Origin of the sequence: Streptomyces sp. NPDC014889, from assembly GCF_043081205.1 — a bacterium.
In the GTDB taxonomy this organism is placed as follows: domain Bacteria; phylum Actinomycetota; class Actinomycetes; order Streptomycetales; family Streptomycetaceae; genus Streptomyces.
In genome coordinates, this window is sequence record NZ_JBIBWH010000011.1 from 243,652 (window position 1) to 264,628 (window position 20,977).

Annotated in this window: 13 protein-coding genes; 10 read left to right on the forward strand and 3 right to left on the reverse strand. The window is 71.8% G+C overall.

Annotated features, from left to right (window positions below; genetic code table 11):
- Positions 1-167 precede the first annotated feature (167 nt).
- From ACF09J_RS23420 to gap, 4 genes are all read left to right on the forward strand, one after another.
- Positions 168-1,838 (forward strand): PucR family transcriptional regulator, encoded by a 1,671-nt coding sequence (locus ACF09J_RS23420; RefSeq protein WP_392307377.1) that lies wholly within the window; start codon positions 168-170, stop codon positions 1,836-1,838.
- Positions 1,839-2,005: 167 nt separating this feature from the next.
- The gene (locus ACF09J_RS23425; RefSeq protein ID WP_392307378.1) at positions 2,006-3,451 is read left to right on the forward strand and encodes an aldehyde dehydrogenase family protein; all 1,446 of its coding nucleotides are present in this window, start codon (positions 2,006-2,008) and stop codon (positions 3,449-3,451) included.
- Positions 3,452-3,596: 145 nt separating this feature from the next.
- The gene (locus tag ACF09J_RS23430) at positions 3,597-4,553 is read left to right on the forward strand and encodes a GlxA family transcriptional regulator (protein WP_392307379.1); all 957 of its coding nucleotides are present in this window, start codon (positions 3,597-3,599) and stop codon (positions 4,551-4,553) included.
- Between the two features lie 106 nt (positions 4,554-4,659).
- Positions 4,660-5,658 (forward strand): type I glyceraldehyde-3-phosphate dehydrogenase, encoded by a 999-nt coding sequence (gap, locus tag ACF09J_RS23435; protein WP_392307380.1) that lies wholly within the window; start codon positions 4,660-4,662, stop codon positions 5,656-5,658.
- 46 nt (positions 5,659-5,704) lie between these two features.
- Here gap and ACF09J_RS23440 read toward each other — a convergent pair whose 3' ends face one another.
- A complete protein-coding gene (locus tag ACF09J_RS23440) occupies positions 5,705-8,560 on the reverse strand; it encodes a glycoside hydrolase family 3 C-terminal domain-containing protein (RefSeq protein WP_392307381.1) in 2,856 nt (951 codons plus the stop codon).
- A gap of 340 nt (positions 8,561-8,900) precedes the next feature.
- Between ACF09J_RS23440 and ACF09J_RS23445 the strand changes: the two genes are divergently transcribed.
- From ACF09J_RS23445 to ACF09J_RS23470, 6 genes are read left to right on the forward strand one after another with little or no spacing between them, the layout of a single operon-like run.
- A complete protein-coding gene (locus ACF09J_RS23445; RefSeq protein WP_392307382.1) occupies positions 8,901-10,595 on the forward strand; it encodes an extracellular solute-binding protein in 1,695 nt (564 codons plus the stop codon).
- A gap of 28 nt (positions 10,596-10,623) precedes the next feature.
- Complete coding sequence (locus ACF09J_RS23450) at positions 10,624-11,658, forward strand: ABC transporter permease (protein WP_392307383.1); 1,035 nt, start codon at positions 10,624-10,626, stop codon at positions 11,656-11,658.
- Positions 11,655-12,590 (forward strand): carbohydrate ABC transporter permease, encoded by a 936-nt coding sequence (locus ACF09J_RS23455; RefSeq protein WP_392307384.1) that lies wholly within the window; start codon positions 11,655-11,657, stop codon positions 12,588-12,590. The genes ACF09J_RS23450 and ACF09J_RS23455 overlap by 4 nt, the downstream gene beginning before the upstream one ends.
- Before the next feature lie 10 nt (positions 12,591-12,600).
- Positions 12,601-14,562 (forward strand): beta-galactosidase, encoded by a 1,962-nt coding sequence (locus tag ACF09J_RS23460; RefSeq protein ID WP_392307385.1) that lies wholly within the window; start codon positions 12,601-12,603, stop codon positions 14,560-14,562.
- Positions 14,559-16,757 (forward strand): glycoside hydrolase N-terminal domain-containing protein, encoded by a 2,199-nt coding sequence (locus tag ACF09J_RS23465; protein ID WP_392307386.1) that lies wholly within the window; start codon positions 14,559-14,561, stop codon positions 16,755-16,757. Before ACF09J_RS23460 ends, ACF09J_RS23465 begins: the two co-directional genes overlap by 4 nt.
- A gap of 38 nt (positions 16,758-16,795) precedes the next feature.
- On the forward strand, positions 16,796-17,509 hold the full coding sequence (locus ACF09J_RS23470; RefSeq protein ID WP_392307387.1) for a hypothetical protein: 714 nt from the start codon (positions 16,796-16,798) through the stop codon (positions 17,507-17,509).
- Between the two features lie 75 nt (positions 17,510-17,584).
- On the opposite strand, the gene ACF09J_RS23475 is transcribed toward ACF09J_RS23470, so the two are convergent.
- Both ACF09J_RS23475 and ACF09J_RS23480 read right to left on the reverse strand, forming a co-directional pair.
- Positions 17,585-19,636, reverse strand: a complete 2,052-nt coding sequence (locus ACF09J_RS23475) for a TIM-barrel domain-containing protein (RefSeq protein WP_392307388.1) — start codon at positions 19,634-19,636, stop codon at positions 17,585-17,587.
- A gap of 104 nt (positions 19,637-19,740) precedes the next feature.
- Positions 19,741-20,754, reverse strand: a complete 1,014-nt coding sequence (locus ACF09J_RS23480) for a LacI family DNA-binding transcriptional regulator (protein WP_392307389.1) — start codon at positions 20,752-20,754, stop codon at positions 19,741-19,743.
- Positions 20,755-20,977 lie beyond the last annotated feature (223 nt).

Consider the following 20,977-nt stretch of genomic DNA (forward strand, 5'->3'; position numbering starts at 1 on the left):
GTCCGTACGGACCGTGACGCGTTGACCGTACGGTGAGGCAGAATCGGCAGAGGCCGTTCATACGTGACGTCCAAAAGATCACAATGATCATCCGATCTCCATAGAACCCCCGGAAGAACCTCCTCCGCAGAACCTCCGCCGAAGACCTCCGCAGACCAGAAGGCCTCATGCCCCCGACGCTCGCCTCGCTCGTCCACCACTCCGCGCTCAAACTGACCGTGCGCGCGGGCGGGGACCGCCTGGACGTGCCCGTCCGCTGGGCCCACGTCAGCGAGCTCGCCGACCCCGTGCCCTACATGGAGGGCGGGGAACTGCTGCTGATCACCGCGCTCAAGCTGGACGCGGAGGACCCCGAGGCCATGCGTCGCTACGTGAAGCGGCTGGCCAAGGCCGGGGTTGTCGGGCTCGGCTTCGCCGTCGGGGTCAACTACGAGGAGATCCCCGCGGCGCTCGTCGACGCGGCCGAGGAGGAGGGGCTGCCGCTCCTCGAGGTGCCCCGCCGCACCCCGTTCCTCGCCATCAGCAAGGCGGTCTCGGCGGCCATCGCGGCCGACCAGTACCGGTCGGTCACGGCCGGCTTCGCCGCCCAGCGGGAACTGACCAAGCAGGCCCTGAACGCCGGCCCCGAGGGACTGCTCGCCGCGCTCGCGGCCCAGGTGGACGGCTGGACGGCGCTGTACGACGCCTCGGGCGCCGTCGTCGCCGCGGCACCCGAATGGGCCGCACGCCGCGCCGAACGGCTCACGGCGGACATCGAGCGGCTGCGCGACCGGGCGGCCCCCGCGTCCGCCGTGGTCGGCGGACCCGAGACCGAGGACCGCGTCGAACTGCACTCCATCGGCACCGGGCGCCGCCCGCGCGCCGCGCTCGCCGTCGGTACGGCCGCCGCCCTGGGCACCGCCGAGCGGTACGCCCTCCACTCCGCCGTGGCCCTGCTGACCCTCACCACGGAACGCTCACGGTCGCTGCACGCCGCCGAGCAGCGGATCGGCGCCGCCGTGCTGCGCATGCTGCTCGCCGGACAGCCCGACCATGCCCGCGCGGTGGCCGGGGACCTGTACGGCGGCCTCCTCGACGCCCCCTTCCGCGTGATCGTCGCCGAGTCCGCCTCGGCGTCCGCCGCGCGGGCCCACGCCGGTGCACACGCGCGCGTGCGGCCCGCGACGCCCTCACCGGCCGCCGTACTGGCCGCCGCCGACCCCGGAGCCGACCCGCTCACCGCGCTGTCCGAGGTGGTCGAGGCGGCCGCCGCCCGCTCGGGGGAGGCGGTGCTGGTGGTCCCCGACGGGGAGCGCCTGGTGGTCCTGGCCGCCGACGGGGGCGCGGCCGTGGCGGTGTGCGGCCAGTACGCGGCGGCGCTGGAGGCGGCGCGGGCCGAGACCGTGCGCGAGCAGTCGGGCGGCGGGGAGGAGGACGAACTGGTCGTCGGGCTGTCCGGGCCGGCCGGGCCCATCGCGGCCGCCGCCGCGTACAAGCAGGCCGAACAGGCGCTGTCGGTGGCACGGCGGCGCGGCCGGGTGCTCGTCGAACACGAACAGCTCGCCTCCGGATCGGTGCTGCCGCTGCTGGCCGACGACGCGGTCCGCGCGTTCGCGGACGGGCTGCTGCGCGCGCTGTACGAGCACGACGCGACCGGGCGCGGCGACCTGGTCGCCTCGCTGCGGGCCTGGCTGTCCCGGCACGGCCAGTGGGACGCGGCCGCCGCCGACCTCGGCGTCCACCGGCACACCCTGCGCTACCGGATGCGCAGGGTCGAGGAGATCCTCGGCCGCTCCCTGGACGACCCGGACGTGCGGATGGAGCTGTGGCTGGCGCTGAAGGCCACATCCACGGAGTAGGGATCCCGTACCCGTAGGAATCCCGCTTTCCGACGCTCGTACGCCAATCCGGCGCACCCCGCCCCGGCACTGCTACGACTCGGACAAACGACCCCGGGCCGCCCCAGCCCTACCGTGGACGACGAAAGCCAAGTACATCTCCTACGCGGAAGGGCCGGGACTCCTTGATGACTTCCACCCACGCCTTCTGGCTCGCCGGCCGCCAGGTCACCGGCGAGGACACCTTCGACGTCACCAACCCGTGGAACGGGCAACTGGTCGGCAAGGTCGGCATGCCGACCGACGCCCAGGTCGAGGAGGCCGTGGCCGCCGCGTACGCCGTGCGGGACGAGTTCGCCGCCACCCCGGCGCACGTGCGGGCCGCCGCCCTCGACCACGTCAGCAAGCGGCTGGCCGAGCGCACCGAGGAGATCGCGCAGCTCATCTCCGCCGAGAACGGCAAGCCGATCAAGTGGGCGCGCGGTGAGGTCGGCCGGGCCGTGTCCGTGTTCCGGTTCGCCGCGGAGGAGGCCCGCCGGTTCAACGGCGGCGAGGCCCAGCGCCTGGACACCGACGCCGGCGGCCAGGGCCGGCTCGCCTTCACGCGCCGCTTCCCCAAGGGCGTCGTCCTCGGCATCGCGCCGTTCAACTTCCCGCTGAACCTGTGCGCCCACAAGGTGGCCCCGGCCATCGCGGCCGGCGCGCCGATCATCCTCAAGCCCGCCCCGGCCACCCCGCTGTCCGGGCTGATCCTCGGTGAGCTGCTGGCCGAGACCGACCTGCCGGCCGGCTCCTGGTCGATCCTCCCGGTCGCCAACGACAGGATGCCGGCCCTCGTCCAGGACGAACGCCTGCCGGTCATCTCCTTCACCGGCTCCGAGAAGGTCGGCTACGCGATCATGGACTCGGTGCCACGCAAGCACTGCACCCTGGAGCTCGGCGGCAACGGCGCGGCTGTCGTCCTCGCCGACTACGCGAGCGACGAGGACCTGGACTGGGCCGCGAGCCGCATCGCGACCTTCTCCAACTACCAGGGCGGCCAGTCCTGCATCTCCGTGCAGCGCGTGATCGCCGACGCCTCGGTCTACGAGCGTCTGCTGCCGCGCATCGTCGCCGCCGTCGACGCCCAGGTCACCGGTGACCCCTCCGACCCGAAGACCGACGTCGGCCCGCTGGTCAGCGAGGACGCCGCGAAGCGTGTCGAGTCCTGGGTGCAGGAGGCCGTCGAGGCCGGCGCCACCCTGCACATCGGCGGCAAGCGCGACGGCGCCTCGTACGCCCCGACCGTCCTCACCGACGTGCCCGCCGAGGTGACGATCTCCTGCGAGGAGGTCTTCGGCCCGGTCCTGACCGTGCAGAAGGTGGAGGGCGAGGCCGAGGCCTTCGCCGCCGTCAACGACTCCAAGTACGGCCTCCAGGCAGGCGTGTTCACCCACGACCTGCAGACCGCCTTCCGTGCCCACCGCACCCTGGAGGTCGGCGGCGTGGTCGTCGGCGACGTCCCCTCCTACCGCGCCGACCAGATGCCGTACGGCGGCGTCAAGCAGTCCGGCGTAGGCCGCGAGGGCGTCAAGTTCGCCATGGACGACTACACCTACGAGCGCGTCCTGGTCCTGACGGGCCTCGCCCTGTAGTCCTTTCGCCCGGACAGCCGACGACGGCCGGAGCCCGCTGTGCGGGGGCTCCGGCCGTCGTCGCACCATGAGCGCGTGTTCGGTCTCGGATCGGCCGGGGCGGGCGAAGGGTGGGACGGGCGGTGCCCCCACGTAACCTCTTCCTGTGCCAGCCTCCCGCCTGCATCGCGTCGCCGTCCTTGTGCTCGACGGTGCGAAGCCGCTCGACGTCGGGATTCCCGCGCAGGTCTTCACGACCCGCGCGAGCATGCCGTACGAGGTGCGGGTGTGCGGGGCGACGCCCGGTCTCGTGGCCGGCGGCGACGGCCTCGCCTACTACGTCGCCCACGGTCTCGACGCGCTCGCGTGGGCCGACATCGTCTTCGTCCCCGGCTACCGGTTCCCGGACCGCGACGACCCGCCGCAGGCCGTCGTCGACGCACTGATCGCCGCCCACGACCGGGGCGCGAGGCTCGCCGCCATCTCGACGGGCGCCTTCGCGCTCGCGGCCACGGGCCTGCTCGACGGCAGGCGCGCCACGACGCACTGGCACTACACGCGGGCACTCGTCGCCAGGCATCCGCTCGTCCAGGTCGACGAGAACGTTCTGTTCGTCGACGAGGGCAGCGTGCTCACCTCGGCCGGCGCCGCCTCCGGCATCGACCTGTGCCTGCACATTCTGCGCGGCGACCTCGGGGTGGCCGCGTCCAACCACGCGGCCCGGCGTCTGGTCGCCGCCCCCTACCGCAGTGGCGGCCAGGCCCAGTACGTGCCGCGCAGCGTCCCCGAGCCGCTCGGCGAGCAGTTCGCCGCCACCCGCGAGTGGGCGCTGCACCGGCTCGGCGAGCCCCTCACCCTCGGCGCACTGGCGCGGCAGGCCGGGGTCTCGCCGCGCACGTTCTCCCGGCGCTTCGTCGAGGACACCGGCTACACGCCGATGCAGTGGGTGATGCGCGCCCGCATCGACCTGGCCCGCGAACTGCTCGAGCGCTCGCAGCGCAGCGTCGAACAGATCGCCGCCGACGTCGGGCTCGGCACCGGCGCGAACCTGCGCCTGCACTTCCAGCGGATCCTCGGCACCACACCGAGCGAGTACCGGCGCACCTTCACCCGGGGCGAGTAACCCGCCCGGCACCGCGTGGCGGGAAGCTTTTGAACCGTGGCGATCCCGCCACTGTCAGCGGTGCGGGCCGCGGGCGAACCTGGTGGCGAAGGAAGGGACATCATTCATGACTCGCATCGCCATCAACGGATTCGGCCGCATCGGACGCAATGTGCTGCGCGCACTGCTGGAGCGCGACAGCGTCCTCGAGATCGTCGCCGTGAACGACCTCACCGAGCCCGCCACTCTCGCCCGGCTGCTCGCCTACGACAGCACGGCCGGCCGGCTCGGGCGCCCGGTGACCGTCGACGGGGACGTCCTCGTCGTCGACGGCCGTCGGATCACGGTGCTGGCCGAGCGCGAGCCGGCGCAACTGCCGTGGGCCGAACTCGGCGTCGACATCGTCCTGGAGGCCACCGGCCGCTTCACCTCGGCCAAGGCCGCCCGGGCCCACCTCGACGCGGGCGCGAAGAAGGCACTCGTCAGCGCGCCGTCGGACGGCGCCGACGTCACGCTCGCGTTCGGGGTCAACACCGACGCCTACGACCCGGCCGTGCACACGATCGTCTCGAACGCCTCCTGCACCACCAACGCGCTCGCGCCGCTCGCCGCCGTCCTCGACGAACTCGCCGGTATCGAGCACGGGTTCATGACGACGGTGCACGCCTACACGCAGGAGCAGAACCTTCAGGACGGTCCGCACCGCGACGCCCGTCGCGCCCGTGCCGCCGGCGTCAACATCGTGCCGACCACGACCGGCGCCGCCAAGGCGATCGGCCTGGTGCTGCCGAACCTCGAGGGCAAGCTGTCCGGCGACTCGATCCGCGTACCGGTGCCGGTGGGCTCGATCGTCGAACTCAACACGACCGTCGCCCGCGACGTGACGCGCGACGACGTGCTGGCGGCGTACCGCGCCGCGGCGGAGGGGCCGCTCGCCGGCATCCTCGAGTACTCGGACGACCCGCTCGTGTCGTCCGACATCACGGGCAACCCCGCCTCGTCGATCTTCGACTCGGCCCTCACCCGCGTCGACGGCCGCCACGTCAAGGTGGTCGCGTGGTACGACAACGAGTGGGGCTTCTCGAACCGCGTGATCGACACGCTCGAATTCCTCGCCACCCGCTGACGGGACGCCGGGACGGTACTCCTGGGGGCCACTACGGAGAGGCGGCTCAGGCGGTGAAGCCGAGACGGGCCAGGCGCAGTGGGCCCTGCAGCCTCAGCCGTAGGTCGTGTACTCCGGTGGCCGTGGCCGGGGCGGTGAGCCTGGTGTAGTCGTACGGGCCGGGTGTGGGAGTGTCCAGAGTGACGACAGCCAGTGTCGGGCCGCCGTCGAGGGACAGTTCGACCGTGCCCTCGCCCGCCACCTCCACGCTCACCCCCGTCACTCCTGTGCCGAAGTCGCAGTCGCGGTAGAGGAGTTCGCCCGGCCTGCCGGGTGCTGGTGTCACCGCGTCGCCCGTCGTTTTCGTCCGGTCGACGATCTCGATGCCGGACTGCTCGTCGAAGTCGGCCGCGTTCAGGCCGTGTTCCAGGAGCGGGCGCGGGGTGCCGGGCTCGCCGTCGAGGGTGAGGGTGGTGCGCAGGCGGATGTCCTCGCTGGAGGCGCCGACGAGGAGGTCGTAGGGGCCCGGCTCGAGGCGCGGGCGGCCCTGGGAGACGTCCCAGAACTCCAGTGCGGAGAGCGGGATGTCGAAGGCCAGGTTCGCTCTCTCGCCGGGTGCGAGGGTGATGCGGCGGTGGGCGGCCAGTTCGCGGCGTGGGCGCGGGACCGACGGGTTCGCGGCGCGGGTGTAGAGCTGGGCGACCTCGTCCGCGGTGACGCCCCCGTGATTGGTGACCGCGAAGGACACGCGCACCGTCTCCTCCTCGACCCGGACCGCCAGGCCGTCGTAACCGAACGACGTGTACGACAGCCCGTGTCCGAAGGGGAACAGCGCGGTGCCCTCGAAGTACAGGTACGTCTGGCGGCTGCCGATCACGTCGTAGTCCAGCAGGTCCGGCAGGTCGGAGTCGTCCGCGTACCAGGTCTGCGGGAGCCGGCCGGCGGGGGAGGAGTCACCGGCCAGCACCCGGGCCAGGGCGGTACCCGCCGCTTGGCCGCCGTGGGCGGTCCACAGCACTGCCCGCAGGGGCGCGGGGTCGACCGCGTACGGGTACGACGAGACCAGCACCAGAGCCGTGTTCCGGTTCGCGGCGCGGGCCGCGCGCAGCAGCCGCTCCTGGTGCTCCGGCAGCCGCAGGGTCGTACGGTCCTGTGTCTCCCGGCCGTTGATGTGCGGGTCGTTGCCCGCCACCACCAGCACCACGTCCGCCCGGCCGGCCGCGCGTGCCACCGCCTCCTCCCCGCGCTCGGACACGACCAGTTGGAAGACCTCCGCGGTCGCCGCGGCGTCCGCCCCGGTCTCCTCGCCGACCTTCACGCCGTCGGCGGTGACACGGACGTGGCGGCCGGTCCCGAGGTGCCGCAGGAGGTGCCCGCCGCCGTGCGGTTCGAGGCGGAACGTCTCCTGCACCACCCAGCCGCCGGGCTGGTCGGCCGAGGCGCGCAGACAGCCGTCGTCGGCCACCGAGAGATAGTGGCCGTCCGGCGCGCGCAGGGTCAGGACGCCCTCGCCCCAGTCCATCAGGGCCAGTTCGGTGCCGGTGGTGTCGGTGGTGAGCGGCGGCAGGTCGGTGCGGCCGGCCAGCAGGGCCGGATCCAGCGCCCCTTCGGCGCCGCGCACCGGACCTTCGGCCTTCCCGGGCGGCACGTGCAGGAAGCGGCCGTCGGCCGTGCGCAGCCGCACCCTGTCCACGCCCTCCGCGAACTCGACGCGCTCGGCGCCGAACCGCTCGTACAGCCCTTCCAGCGGCGTGGACCGGTGCAGCAGGGTCCCGCTGTACCAGTCCAGCTTGCACTCGTCCGCGAGCGGACCGACCACGGCCACGCGGGTGCCGGCGGCCAGGGGCAGCAGCCCGTCGTTGCTCAGCAGCACGACCGCCTGCTCGGCTGCCTCCAGGGCGAGCGCCCGGTGCCCCGGGGTGTCGAACTCCCCGGTACCGGCGTACGGATCGTCCCCCGGGTCGAACTCGCCGAGCCTGAAGCGCACCGAGAGCTGCCGGCGCACGGCAGTGTCGACGTCGGCCTCGGTCAGCAGGCCCTGCTCCAGGGCGCCCCGCACCCGCGCCACGATCTTCGCCGGATCCGTGCCGTGGTCGGTGAAGCTGTCCACGCCGGCCAGCAGCGCGGCCGCGGTGGCCTCCTCGTGGGTGGCGAAGTAGTGCTCGGAGTCGACCAGGTTGGAGGGCGCGCCCGCGTCCGAGCAGACCAGCAGGTCCTCGTCGGTCCAGTCGCGCAGGTGCTCGCGCAGGTACGGCGAGACGTGGTTGGGGCGGCCGTTGACCAGGTTGTAGGCGGGCATCACCCCGGCCACCGCGCCCGCCGCCACCGCCTCCCGGAAGGCCCGCAGGTCGTACTCGTGCAGGACACGCGGGCGCACCGAGGAGGACGTGGTGTCCCGGCGGGTCTCGTTGTTGTGCGCCAGCCAGTGCTTGAGGACCGGTGCCGTGCGCCAGTACGTCGGATGGCCACCGCGCAGGCCGCGGGTGTAGGCGACGGCGATCGCCGACGTCAGCCCCGGATCCTCCGAGTAACCCTCCTCGTTGCGGCCCCACAGCGGGTGGCGCAGCAGATTCACCACCGGGGCCCAGACGTTGAGACCGACGCGGTCGTCGCGGGCGCGCATCGCCCGTACCTCGCGGGACACCGCCTCGCCGATCCGGCACACCAGGTCGTCGTTCCAGGTGGCGCCGAGCCCGACGGCCTGCGGGAAGACGGTCGCCGGGCCCATCCACGCCACCCCGTGCAGCGCCTCCTGACCGGTGCGGAACGCGGACAGGTCCAGCCGCGCGACGGCGGGCGCGAACTGGTGCAGGAAGGAGACCTTCTCGTCGAGGGTCAGCCGTGCCAGCAGATCGTCGACGCGCTTCGCGAACGGCAGTTGCGGATCGCGGAACGGTGGCGTGTGAGGCGTTCGTACGGTCACGTGGGGGTCCCCTAGCGCTCAAGCGGCGGGCCTCTTTCGAAGCGCTTCGATGCTCAGTCGACTCGGGGCTGGGTGTCAAGACGGTCCGGGGCAACACGTCCGGTTACCGGCCTGCACCGCAAGGGGCGTATGAGGCCGGTCCGATACCCGGCACCTCCGAGCAATCTTGGATCCGACCCTTGTGCGCCCCCAGGTGTTCACTTAACCTCGCAGCAACATCGAAGCGCTTCGACTCAGTTCGACCTCCCCGTATCGATACATCGATGCATCGATATCTCGAGACACCACAGCCGACGGCCCCACCGCCGGGTGTCCTGGTGCGCCACGAAGGGTTGACGCAATGACGCCGAACGCCGCTCCCGCCTCCGCCGGCCCCAGCCGGAGAAGCTTCCTCGCCTCCACGGCGGTCGCCGCCGCAGCGGTGGCGGGAGGGATGCCGCTGCTCACCGCCTGCGGTGGCGGCGACAGCGGCTCGCGCGGTGGCACCACGTCGGGCAAGGGCGCCAGGAAGCTGCTGCCGTCCTACGCGGCGAACAACGTCGTCACGCCCGACATCCCCGCCAGGAACGGCTCCGCCGTCGGCTTCACCCGCCCGCTCGACCTCGCCGGCCTCAGGACCTCCGTGCCGAAGAAGCTCGGCAAGGGCGGCGAGGTCAGCGTCATGTCGCCCTTCTGGGGCTCCCCGCCCAAGCAGGACAACGCGTACTACCGGGCAATGAACGACCTCATCGGCGTCGACGTCGTCTGGCAGAACCAGGACGGCAACACCTACGACCAGAAGCTCGGAGCCGTCCTCGCCTCCAGCGGCATCCCGGACGTCGTGGTGGTCCCCGGCTGGAACATGGGCGGCAAGATACCCAGCGCGATCACCAGTAAGTTCGCCGACCTGGGCCCCTACCTGTCCGGGGACGCGGTCAAGCAGTACCCGAACCTCGCGGCGATCCCGACGGACGCCTGGCAGCGCTCCATCTTCGGTGGGAAACTGCGCGGCCTGCCCATGCCGGCCCCCTATGTGACGAACATCGTGCCCCTCTACCGCAAGGACCTGTTCGACAAGGAGGGCTACGAGGTCCCCACCTCGGCGGACGAGTTCCTGGCGCTGGCCAAGGAGATCACCAACGCCCGGGCCAAGCGGTGGGCCTGCGGCGACATGAAGTGGACGGCGTTCAACGCCTTCGGTGTGCTCTCCGGCGGCGAGAAGCCCCTCGGCTGGGACCTCGTCGACGGCAAGCTGGTCAACCGCGTCGAGACCCAGGAGTACCTGGAGGCGCTGGAGTGGACCCGCAAGCTCTTCGCCGCCGGATACGTCCACCCCGACTTCGAGCTGGGCAAGAGCGCCTCCACCGACTCGGGCCCCAAGTTCGCCGCGGGCGAGTTCCTGATCTACAACAACGACATCTCGCAGTGGTACAGCCGGACGGCCGAACAGGCCGGCCAGAACCCGGCCTTCAAGGTCTCCGGCATGGACATATTCGGCCACGACGGCGGCCGCCCCACTCTGTGGGCCACCCAGCCCGCCAACATCTTCGCCTTCGTCAGCAAGAAGGCGTCCGAGTCCGTGATCCGTGACGCGCTGGCCGTCGCCAACGTCACCGCCGCCCCGTACGGCACCAAGGAATACATGCTCACCAACTACGGGCTCGAAGGCACCCACTACACCGTCGAGAACGGGGTGCCCGTCAAGAACGACAAGGGCAACAACGAGGTCATCAACGCCTACATCATGATCGCGAGCCCCGCTCCGACCCTCGCCCACCCGGACTTCCCGGACGTCACCCGGGCCCAGGTCGAGTGGCAGCAGCGGATGGGCGCCGTCACCAGGAAGTCCGCCTTCTACGGCATGCAGATCACCGAGCCCGCCCGCTGGACCAACCTGTCCAACGACTTCGAACAGCTGGAGGACGACATCGTCCGCGGCCACAAGAAGATCTCCGACATGCAGCAGGCCGTCTCCGACTGGAAGAGCAAGGGCGGCGACAGGCTGCGCGACTGGTACAAGCAGATCCTCGACGAGAACGGCTCGGCGGCAGGCTGATCCGGGCGCTGAGGCAAGGAGACCGGCCGTGTCCCACAGCACGGTGCCTCGGAGCAGGACCGAGGCCGACCCGACGGCGAGGACTCCGGCAGCGTCCGGGGGCGGCAACGGAACCCGGAACGATCCGCACCGGGGGAGGCTGAGCCTGCGGACCAGGTTCAGGCGCGACCGCGTGCTGCTCCTGATGACGCTCCCGGCCGTCGCCCTCGTCCTGCTCTTCAACTACATACCGATCCTCGGCAACGTCGTCGCCTTCCAGGACTACGACCCCTACATCAGCGACAACGGCGTCGTCTCCATCCTGCACAGCCCCTGGGTGGGCCTGGAGAACTTCCAGGCGATCTTCGAGGACTCGGCCTTCTGGAACGCGGTACAGAACACCCTGGTGCTGTTCCTCCTCCAGCTCGTGCTGTACTTCCCCCTCCCGATCCTGCTCGCGCTGCTCATCAACAGCGTGGTCAGGCCCCGGGTCCGGGCGGTCGCGCAGGCCGTGCTGTACCTGCCGCACTTCTTCTCCTGGGTGCTGGTCATCGCCGTCTTCCAGCAACTGCTCGGCGGCGCCGGGCTGCTCTCCCAACTGCTGCGGCAGCACGGCTACGACGGCCTCGACATCATGACCGACCCCACCACCTTCAAGTTCCTCGTCACCGCGCAGAGCGTGTGGAAGGACGCGGGCTGGGGGATCATCGTCTTCCTCGCCGCGCTCGCCTCGGTGAGCCCGGACCTGTACGAGGCCGCCGCGATGGACGGCGCCGGACGGTGGCGCCGCATCTGGCACGTCACACTGCCCGCGCTGCGCCCGGTCATCGCGCTGCTGCTGGTGCTCCGCGTCGGCGACGCCCTCACCGTCGGCTTCGAACAGATCCTGCTGCAACGTGACGCCGTCGGCCCCGGCGCCGCCGAGGTCCTGGACACCTTCGTGTGGTGGAACGGCGTGCGCAACCAGGACTTCGGCTACGCGGCCGCCGCCGGCCTGATCAAGGGCGTGATCAGCCTCGGACTGGTCCTCGCCGCGAACAAGGTGGCCCATCTCATGGGCGAGCAGGGGGTGTACAGGAAGTGACCGCCGTGATCGACGAGCCCGTACGCGAACGCCGCGGGTGGGACGCCCCGGCCCGGCCGGCGTGGGAGGAGAAGCCCACCGGGGCCGGTCTTGCCGGCAAAGGACTGGTGCTGGCCCTGGCCTGTCTGGCGATCCTCTTCCCGCTGTGGATCGTCGTCGTCACCAGCCTCTCCTCGCGCAGGACCATCGACGAGGCCGGCGGTCTGGTCATGGTGCCCCGGGGCATCACCTTCATCGCCTACCGGGAACTCCTCGGCGGCGGCCAGGTCACCCGCGCCGCGGTCGTCAGCATCCTGGTCACCCTCGTCGGCACGCTGTTCTCGATGACCGTGTCCGTGCTGTGCGCCTACGGCCTGTCCCGCACCGGCTCGCTCGGCCACCGCTGGATCCTGATGACGCTGCTGGCCACGATGTTCTTCAGCGCCGGTCTCATCCCGACCTACCTGCTGGTGCAGACCCTCGGCCTGACCGACAGCTACCTCGCGCTGATCCTGCCCAGCGCGGTGAGCGTGTTCAACATCCTGGTGCTGCGCGGCTTCTTCATGAACATCTCGCCCGAACTCATCGACAGCGCCCGCATCGACGGCGCCGGCGACCTGCGGATCCTGTGGCAGATCGTGATGCCGCTGTCCCGCGCGGTGCTCGCGGTGATCACGCTGTTCTACGCGGTCGGCTACTGGAGCGCGTGGTTCAACGCCTCCCTGTACCTCAACGACCAGAGCATGCTGCCGCTGCAGAACGTCATGATCCAGCTCGTCCAGAAGCAGGAGGCCCCGGTGGGCCTCGCCCAGTCCATCAAGACCGGCCAACTGTCCGGGCTCGCCGTGCAGATGGCGGTGATGGTGATGGCGCTGCTGCCGGTGACCGTGCTGTCGCCCTTCGTCCAGAAGCACTTCAGGAAGGGGATGCTCACGGGGGCCGTCAAGGGATAGGGGAACTGTCATGCGTACGATCGCCGGCCGCCGCATCCTCTTCGGCGGCGACTACAACCCCGAGCAGTGGCCCGAGAAGTCCTGGCACGAGGACGTCCGGCTGATGAAGGACGCCGGGGTCAACTCCGTCACCCTCGGCGTGTTCTCCTGGTCGAAGCTCGAACCGCAACCCGGCGCACGGGAGTTCGGCTGGCTCGACACGGTGATGGACCTCATGGAGGCCAACGGCGTAGGAGTCGTCCTCGCCACCCCCACCTCCTCACCCCCGCCCTGGATGGGCCGCCTGCACCCCGACACCCTGCCCCGGGACGAGGACGGGCGCACCGAGTGGTGGGGCGGCCGGCAGCACTTCTCGCACTCCAGCGCCACCTACCGCCGCTACGCCGCCGCCATCACCGAGGACCTGGCCGCCCGCTACGCCGGCCACCCCGCCCTCACGATGTGGCACATCAACAACGAGTACTGCACCCACGACCACGGCGACGAGGCCGCAGCCGCCTTCCGCCGCTGGCTGCGCACCAGGTACGGAACCCTCGACGCCCTCAACACCGCCTGGGGAACGGCGTTCTGGAGCCAGGGCTACGACAGCTGGGACGGCGTCCTCCCCCCGCGCCACACCCACTACCTGAAGAACCCTGCGCAGGTCCTGGACTTCCGCCGCTTCACCTCCGACATGCTCCTGGAGTGCTACCTCGCCGAACGCGACATCGTCCGCCGGCACACCCCGCACCTTCCGGTCACCACCAACTTCATGCCCCTGTGGTCCGGTCAGGACGGCTGGCGCTGGGCCGCCGAGGAGGACGTCGTCTCCGTCGACCTCTACCCCGACCCGGCCGACCCCCTCGGCGCCCAGTACGGCGCGCTCGTCCAGGACCTCACCCGCTCCCAGGCCCGTGGCCCCTGGATGCTCATGGAACAGGCGGCCGGCCCGGTCAACTGGCGCTCCGTCAACCAGCCCAAGCCGCACGGGCTCAACCGCCTGTGGTCCCTCCAGGCCGTGGCGCACGGCGCCGACGCCGTCTGCTACTTCCAGTGGCGCCAGTCCCGGCAGGGCGCGGAGAAGTTCCACTCCGGGATGGTCGGCCACGCCGGCGAGCAGGGCCGTGCGTTCCAGGAGGTCAAGCGGATCGGCGCCGAACTGCGGCGGATCGGCGCCGAGGTGTCCGGCACCCACGGCACCCGTGACATCGCGATCCTGCACGACTGGCACTCCTGGTGGGCCTGCGAGCAGGACGGCCGCCCGTCCGCGCACGTCGAGTACCCCGAGGTCCTGCGCGCCTGGCACCGCGCCCTGTGGGAAGCGCACCTCACCACCGACTTCGCCCACCCCGAGCACGACCTGGCCGCCTACCGGCTCGTCGTCGTGCCGCAGCTCTACCTGCTCACCGACGCGGCGATCGACAACCTCGTGGCGTACGTCGCCGGCGGCGGCACCCTCGTGAGCGGCTTCCTCACCGGGGTCGCCGACGAGGACGATCGCATCCGTCCCGGCGGCATGGATCCGCGGCTGCGCGAGCTGTTCGGCATCCGCACGCTGCACGAGTGGTGGCCGCTGGACGCGGAGGAGAGCGTCACTTGCGCCGGCGGCCTGCGCGGGACTCTGTGGTCGGAGGAGATCGAGGCCGCCGGCACCGCCGACGAGACGGTCCCGTACCGGGGCGGCGAGCTCGACGGACTGCCCGCGGTACTGCGCCGGGGCCGCGCCTGGTACGTCTCCACCCTCCCGGAGCCCGGGGCGCTGCGCGCCCTGCTCGCCCGCGTCGCCGCCGGCGCGGGCGTCCAGCCGGTGCTGGACGGGCTGCCCGCCGGGGTCGAGGCCGTCCGGCGCGGCGAGCTGCTGTTCCTGCTCAACCACCGGCGGGAGCCGGCGACCGTCGACGTACCGGGCAGCCACCGCGACCTGCTCACCGGAGAGACCGTGACCGGCCGCACGACGCTCGGACGGTACGGGGCGGCGGTGCTGAAACCGTGACCGGCGGACCTCGGCACGGAACCTGGGAACCCCTCCCGGCCGCCCGCTGGGAGGACGCCTTCCTCAGCGGCAACGGCCACCACGGCGCCCTGGTGTTCGGCGATCCGGACGACGAACGGGTGATCGTCACCCATCACACCCTCGTCCGGCCCAACGGCGGTGAGCGCGCACGGCCGCCTCTGCTGGCCGATCGACTCGCCGCCCTCCAGGACCGGCTGCTCGCCGGTGACCGTACCGCCGCCGAGTCCTTCACGGACGGCCGGCCGTTGCAGTGGGTGCAGCCCTTCCACCCGGCCTTCCGGATCGGGCTGAGCCGCCCGCCGCGCGCCCGCCGGGGCTACCGCCGCTCGGTCGACTTCACCAGCGGCGAGGCGACGGCGGTGTGCGGGGACTGGAGCAGCCGCGTCTTCGTCTCCCGCGCCGACGACGTGATCGTCCAGCACGTCACCGCGCCCGGTGCCACGCTCGACGTCCGTCTCGACCACCGGCTGCCCGGCGTGCCGCCCGGCCTGCGCGTCGACCAAGCGGCGCTGCTCACCGCCGAGGGTGCCGTACTGAGCCTGCACGCCCGCTACCCCGGCAGCGACCGCGGCTACACCGGCGTGCTGCTGATCGCCGTCACCGGGGGCAGCACGGCGCTCGCCCCGCCCGGAGTGCGCGTCGCCGGCGCGGACTCGGTGCTGCTGCTCACCCGGGTGCGCCGGCACACCGGTGAGCCGGCCGTGAGCGAGGAGGCGGGGGCCCTGCTCGACCTGCTCACCGGACGGACGTACGACGACCTCCTCGACCGCCATCTGCCCGCGCACCGCACCGCGTACCACCGTGTCACCCTCGACCTGCGCGGTGAGCCCGCCGAACGCGCCCTGCCGGGCTCGGAGTTGCTGAAGCGGCCCGGCAGCCCGGCCCTGCTGGAGCGGCTGTTCGCGGCGGGCCGCTACCATCTGCTCTCCGCCAGCGGCCTGCTTCCGCCCCGGCTCACCGGACTGTGGACCGGCGACTGGGACACGGCCTGGTCCGGCGCGTTCACCACGGACGCCAACCTCAACCTCCAGACCGCCTCAGCCGCCGCGGCCGGTCTCCCCGAGGTGGGCGAGGCCCTGGCCCGGCTCGTCGCGGCACAACTCCCCGACTGGCGGGAGAACGCCCGCGCGATCTTCGGCACCCGAGGAGCCGTCGCGCCCGCGCACACCGACGGCGAGTCCGGCCGCACCTACCACTTCAGCCGCGAGTATCCGCTGCACCTGTGGACCGCGGGCGCCGACTGGCTGCTCAAACCGCTCGTCGACCTCGACGAGACGCGGGGCGCCCAGGACCCCCGCACCGCTGCCGCGCTCGCCGAAACCGCCCGGTTCTACGAGGACTTCCTCACCCGCACCGACGAGCACGGCCACCTCGTGGTCGTGCCCTCCTACTCGCCCGAGAACCGCCCCGCCGACGCGAGCTGGGGCACGCTCAACGCGGCCATGGACCTCTCCGCCGCCCGGCACGCCCTGCTGACGGCCGCCGCCTACCACCCCGGCACCCGCGACGCCGACCGCTGGCAGGCCCTCGCCGACCGCCTCCCGCCGCATCGGATCAACGCCGACGGCGCCCTCGCCGAATGGGCGTGGCCCGGACTCGCGGACACCTACGACCACCGCCATCTCAGCCACCTCTACGCCGTCTGGCCACTGGACGAGATCGACCCCCACGCCACCCCGGACCTGGCCGCCGCCGCCCACCGCGCCCTCGTACTGCGCGGCGCGGAGAACGACTCGGCCCACGGCCACCTCCATCACGCCCTGATCGCGGCCCGCCTCGGCGACGCCGGCCGCGCCGCCCGCGCCCTCGCGCACGTACTGGACGGCGACTACTTCCACGCCTCGCTGATGAGCGCCCACTACCCGAACCGGAACGTCTACAACGCCGACGCCGCCCACACCCTGCCCGCCGTACTGATCGAGACGCTGGTGCGGTCCACCCCGGAGCGGCTGGTCCTGCTGCCCGCGCCGTCACCGGCGTACCCGGAGGGCGAACTGCGCGGCATCCGGACCAGGTTCGGGGCCGAAGTCGACCTGGCGTGGAGCCGTGACGCGGCCACGGCGCTGCTGCGCCCCACCCGCACCCTGCGCGTCGAACTGAGGACTCCCTCCGGCGCACGACCGCTCGACCTGGTCGCCGGAGAGGCCCACGCCCTCGACCTGAGGACGTGGTGACCCCCGCAATTCCCCCCACCCATGGAAGGGACACCACCATGGCAACACGCGAACGGAGCAGACTCCTCACGGCGCTGCTCGCCCCCGCCCTCGCCCTCGGCGCCACCGTCGGCCTCGCCTCCGCCCCCGCGCAGGCCGCCGTCTGGAACTCCTGCGACCAGTGGGGCAACACCACGCTGAACGGCTACACGCTCTACAACAACATCTGGGGCTCCGGCACCGGCAGCCAGTGCATCTGGGCCAACTCCGGCACCAACTGGGGCGTGTGGGCGAACCACCCCAACACGGGCGGCATCAAGTCCTACCCGAACGCCAAGAAGGTGGTCAACAAACCGATCACCTCGCTCTCCTCGCTCACCAGCAGCTACAACGTCACCGTCCCGTCCTCCGGCGCGTACAACACCTCGTACGACATCTGGGACACCGGCTACAAGTACGAGGTCATGCTCTGGGTCAACAAGACCGGGGCCGTCGGCCCGCTCGGCAGCTCCCAGGGCAGCGTCACCCTCGGCGGCTCGACCTGGACCGTCTACAAGGGCAACAATGGCTCGAACGACGTGTTCTCGTTCATCCGCAGCTCCAACTCCAGCTCCGGCACGGTGAACATCCTGCCCATCCTGAAGTGGATCAAGGACACCAAGGGCTGGTTCGGCAACGTGACCATCGGGGACGTGCAGTTCGGCTACGAGATCACGTCGTCGTCGGGCGGTCTGGACTTCACCACCAACAGCCTCACGGTCAGCAGCGGCTGATCCCGGGGGGCCCATGAGTGTGCGGCCGGTCCCTTGTAGGGGAGGGACCGGCCGCACGTACGCGTCCGCGCCGTGCTACCCGGCGACCGGGAGTTCCGCCCCGTCCCGCAGGAACAGCGGAATGCGGTCCAGCGGGGCGTCGACCGTCACGGCCGTACCGCCCTCGTACTCCCGGCCGGTCCACGCGTCGGTCCACCGCGCACCCGCCGGGAGGTACGCGGTGCGGGCCGTGGCCCCGGCCGTCAGCACCGGGGCGACCAGCAGGTCCCGGCCGAGGAGGTAGGAGTCGTCCGCCGTCCACGCCGTCTGGTCCGCGGGGAACTCCAGGAACAGCGGCCGCATCACCGGCAGTCCCTCCTCGTGGGCCTCCCGCATGACCTTCAGCACGTACGGCTTCAGACGCTCGCGCAGCCGCAGGTACTTCTCCAGGATCGGGTAGGCCCGCTCCCCGTACGACCAGACCTCGTTGGGGCCGCCGGTCATCTCCGGGCCCAGCGGCATGCCCGGGTCCCGGAAGCCGTGCAGCCGCATCAGCGGGGACAGCGCGCCGAACTGGAACCAGCGCACCAGCAGCTCCTGGTAGGCGGGGTCGTCCGGGTCGCCGCCGTGGAAGCCGCCGATGTCGGTGTTCCACCAGGGGATCCCGGACAGGGCGGTGTTCAGGCCGGCCGCGATCTGGCGGCGCAGGGTGGCGAAGTCGGTGCCGATGTCACCGGACCACAGGGCGGCGCCGTGGCGCTGACTGCCCGCCCACGCCGACCGGTTGAGGGTGATCACCTCGTCCACGCCGGCGGCGCGCAGGCCCTCGTCGAAGGCGCGGGAGTTCTCCGCCGGGTAGAGGTTGCCGACCTCGAGGCCGGGACCCGCCCAGTAGCGCAGGTTCTCGGCGAAGCCGGGCTTCAGCTCCGGCTCGCAGGCGTCCAGCCAGAACGCCGTGATGCCGTACGGGTCCAGGTAGTTCTCCTTGATCCTGGACCACACGAACGCGCGCGCCTCGGGGTTGGTGGCGTCGTAGAAGGCCACCTGGACGGTGGAGGCGACCTCCTTGTCCGGCCAGTCGGCGTGCGCCATCGGGCCGTACTGGGTGCCGATGAAGTAGCCGCGCTGCTCCATCACCGGGTGGTTCTCGCTCAGCGGGGACACCGACGGCCAGACGGACACCACCAGCTTGATGCCGAGGTCCGCCAGCTCGCGCACCATCGCCGCCGGGTCCGGCCACTCCTTGGCGTCGAACTTCCACTCGCCCAGGTGGGTCCAGTGGAAGAAGTCGCAGACGATCGCGTCGATCGGCAGGTTCCTGCGCTTGTACTCCCGGGCCACTTCGAGGAGTTCGTCCTGGGTGCGGTAGCGCAGCTTGCACTGCCAGAAGCCGGCCGCCCACTCGGGCAGCATGGGCGTACGGCCGGTCACCGCGCTGTAGCGGCGCTGGGCGTCGGCCGGGGAGCCCGCGGTGATCCAGTAGTCGATCTGACGGGCGGAGTCCGCCACCCAGCGGGTGCCGTTCCCGGCCAGCTCCACGCGGCCGACGGCCGGGTTGTTCCACAGCAGGGTGTAACCGCGGCTGGAGGTGAGCACGGGGATGGAGACCTCCGCGTTGCGCTGGACCAGGTCGACGACCAGTCCTTTCTGGTCCAGCCGGCCGTGCTGGTGCTGGCCGAGGCCGTACAGCCGCTCGTCGTCGTAGGCGGTGAAGCGCTGCTCCAGGCGGTGGTGGCCGTTGCCCACGGCGGTGTAGAGGCGGGGGCCGGGCCACCAGAAGTGGGCCCGCTCCTCCGCCAGCAGTTCCGTGAGGCCGTCCGTGCGCAGGAAGCGGATCAGGCCCGCGGCGTCGACGTCGACCGTGAGCGCGCCGACGGTCAGCCGTCCCCGGCCGTCCTCGATCCTGACGGTGCTCCCGGTGGCCGGCGGGTGCGCGAGGAGCGCGCCGGGCAGGTCGTCCAGGACCGGGCCCCCGAGCCGGGCGCGCACCCGGACCGCGTCCGGTCCCCACGGCTCGATGCGCACGGTCTCCTGGCGGCCGCTCCACTCCAGCACGCCGTCCCGGTCGCGGAACGTGCCGACCGTGGGGGAGGACTGGGCGAGGTCGACCGGGCCGTGCGGGGGCCGGGTCTCGGCATGCTGGTTCACGGGTGCTCCTTGGAGGAGTGCGGACGGGGGAGTCCTGCGAGACGGCGTGAGAAGGCATGGGGGCGCCCCGAACGGGCCGCGGCCCGAGGCGGAGCGGACCGGTGTCAGGAGCCGGAGGGAACTGGCCCGGAACTCGCCCGGACCGTCAACTCGGGCGCGATGAGCACCACTTCGTCCGTGCCGCGCCCGTCGAGCTTGGCCACGAGGCGCGCGACCGCGTGCCGGCCCATCTCCTGGGCGGGGATGCCCACGGAGGTCAGCCGCACCGAGGCCTGGACGGCGACCTGGTCCGGGCAGACCGCGACCACCGACACGTCCTCGGGGACCGCCCGGCCCTGCTGGCGCAGCAGGGCGAGCAGGGGTTCGACGGCGTACTCGTTCTGCACGACGAATCCGGTGGTGCCCGGGCGTTCGTCGAGGATCCGGGCCAGGGTCAGCGCCATCGCGTCGTACCCGCCCTCGCACGCGCGGTGCAGCAGGCCAAGGCCCAGTTCGCGGGCCCGGGAGCGCAGTCCGTCGAGGGTGCGTTCGGCGAAGCCGGTGTGCCGTTCGTAGACCGCGGGCGCCTCGCCGATGACGGCGATGTCGCGGTGCCCGAGCATCGCCAGATGCTCCACGCACAGCGCGCCCGTCGCACCCCAGTCCAGGTCGACGCAGGTCAGCCCGGTGGCGTCGGCGGGCAGCCCGATCAGGACGGACGGCTGGTCCGTGTCCCGCAGCAACGGCAGCCGTTCGTCGTTCAGCTCGACGTCCATCAGGATCATGGCGTCGGCGAGCCCGCTCCCGGTGACCCGGCGGACCGCGTCGGGGCCCTCCTCGCCGGTGAGCAGCAGGACGTCGTAGCCGTGGGTGCGGGCGGTGGTCGCCACGGCGATGGCGATCTCCATCATCACCGGCACGTACATGTCGGTACGCAGCGGGATCATCAGGGCGATGATGTTCGACCTGCTGCTCGCCAGGGCGCGGGCGCCCGCGTTCGGGTGGTAACCGAGCTCCCGGATGCTCTCCTCGACCCGCTGCCGGGTGCTCGCGGAGATGGACCGCTTGCCGCTGAGGACGTAGCTCACCGTGCTCGCCGAGACTCCGGCGTGCTGGGCGACCTCGGCGAGGGTGACCATCCAGCTCTCCAAATGTTGTGAAGCGCTTCGACAGTGCGCAGTGCTGACATCGGGGGTGAGGGTGGTTCGACAGTAACCGCGGCGGGAGTGGGTGTCCATAGTCAGTCGAAGCGCTTCGACTGTTTCTTGGCCGGGTCCCGGAGGGGGCATCCGAACGGAGTACACGGAGTGGTCGTCACGCCCCGCGCACATGATGCTGGGTGGCATCGCACCGAAACAGACG

Excerpts from the sequence above, each read along its gene's own strand:
- ACF09J_RS23420 (WP_392307377.1), top strand. The coding sequence starts at position 168 with ATGCCCCCGACGCTCGCCTCGCTCGTCCACCACTCCGCGCTCAAACTG.
- ACF09J_RS23425 (WP_392307378.1), top strand. The coding sequence starts at position 2,006 with ATGACTTCCACCCACGCCTTCTGGCTCGCCGGCCGCCAGGTCACCGGC.
- gap (WP_392307380.1), top strand. The coding sequence starts at position 4,660 with ATGACTCGCATCGCCATCAACGGATTCGGCCGCATCGGACGCAATGTG.
- ACF09J_RS23445 (WP_392307382.1), top strand. The coding sequence starts at position 8,901 with ATGACGCCGAACGCCGCTCCCGCCTCCGCCGGCCCCAGCCGGAGAAGC.
- ACF09J_RS23460 (WP_392307385.1), top strand. The coding sequence starts at position 12,601 with ATGCGTACGATCGCCGGCCGCCGCATCCTCTTCGGCGGCGACTACAAC.
- ACF09J_RS23470 (WP_392307387.1), top strand. The coding sequence starts at position 16,796 with ATGGCAACACGCGAACGGAGCAGACTCCTCACGGCGCTGCTCGCCCCC.
- ACF09J_RS23480 (WP_392307389.1), bottom strand. The coding sequence starts at position 20,754 with ATGGTCACCCTCGCCGAGGTCGCCCAGCACGCCGGAGTCTCGGCGAGC.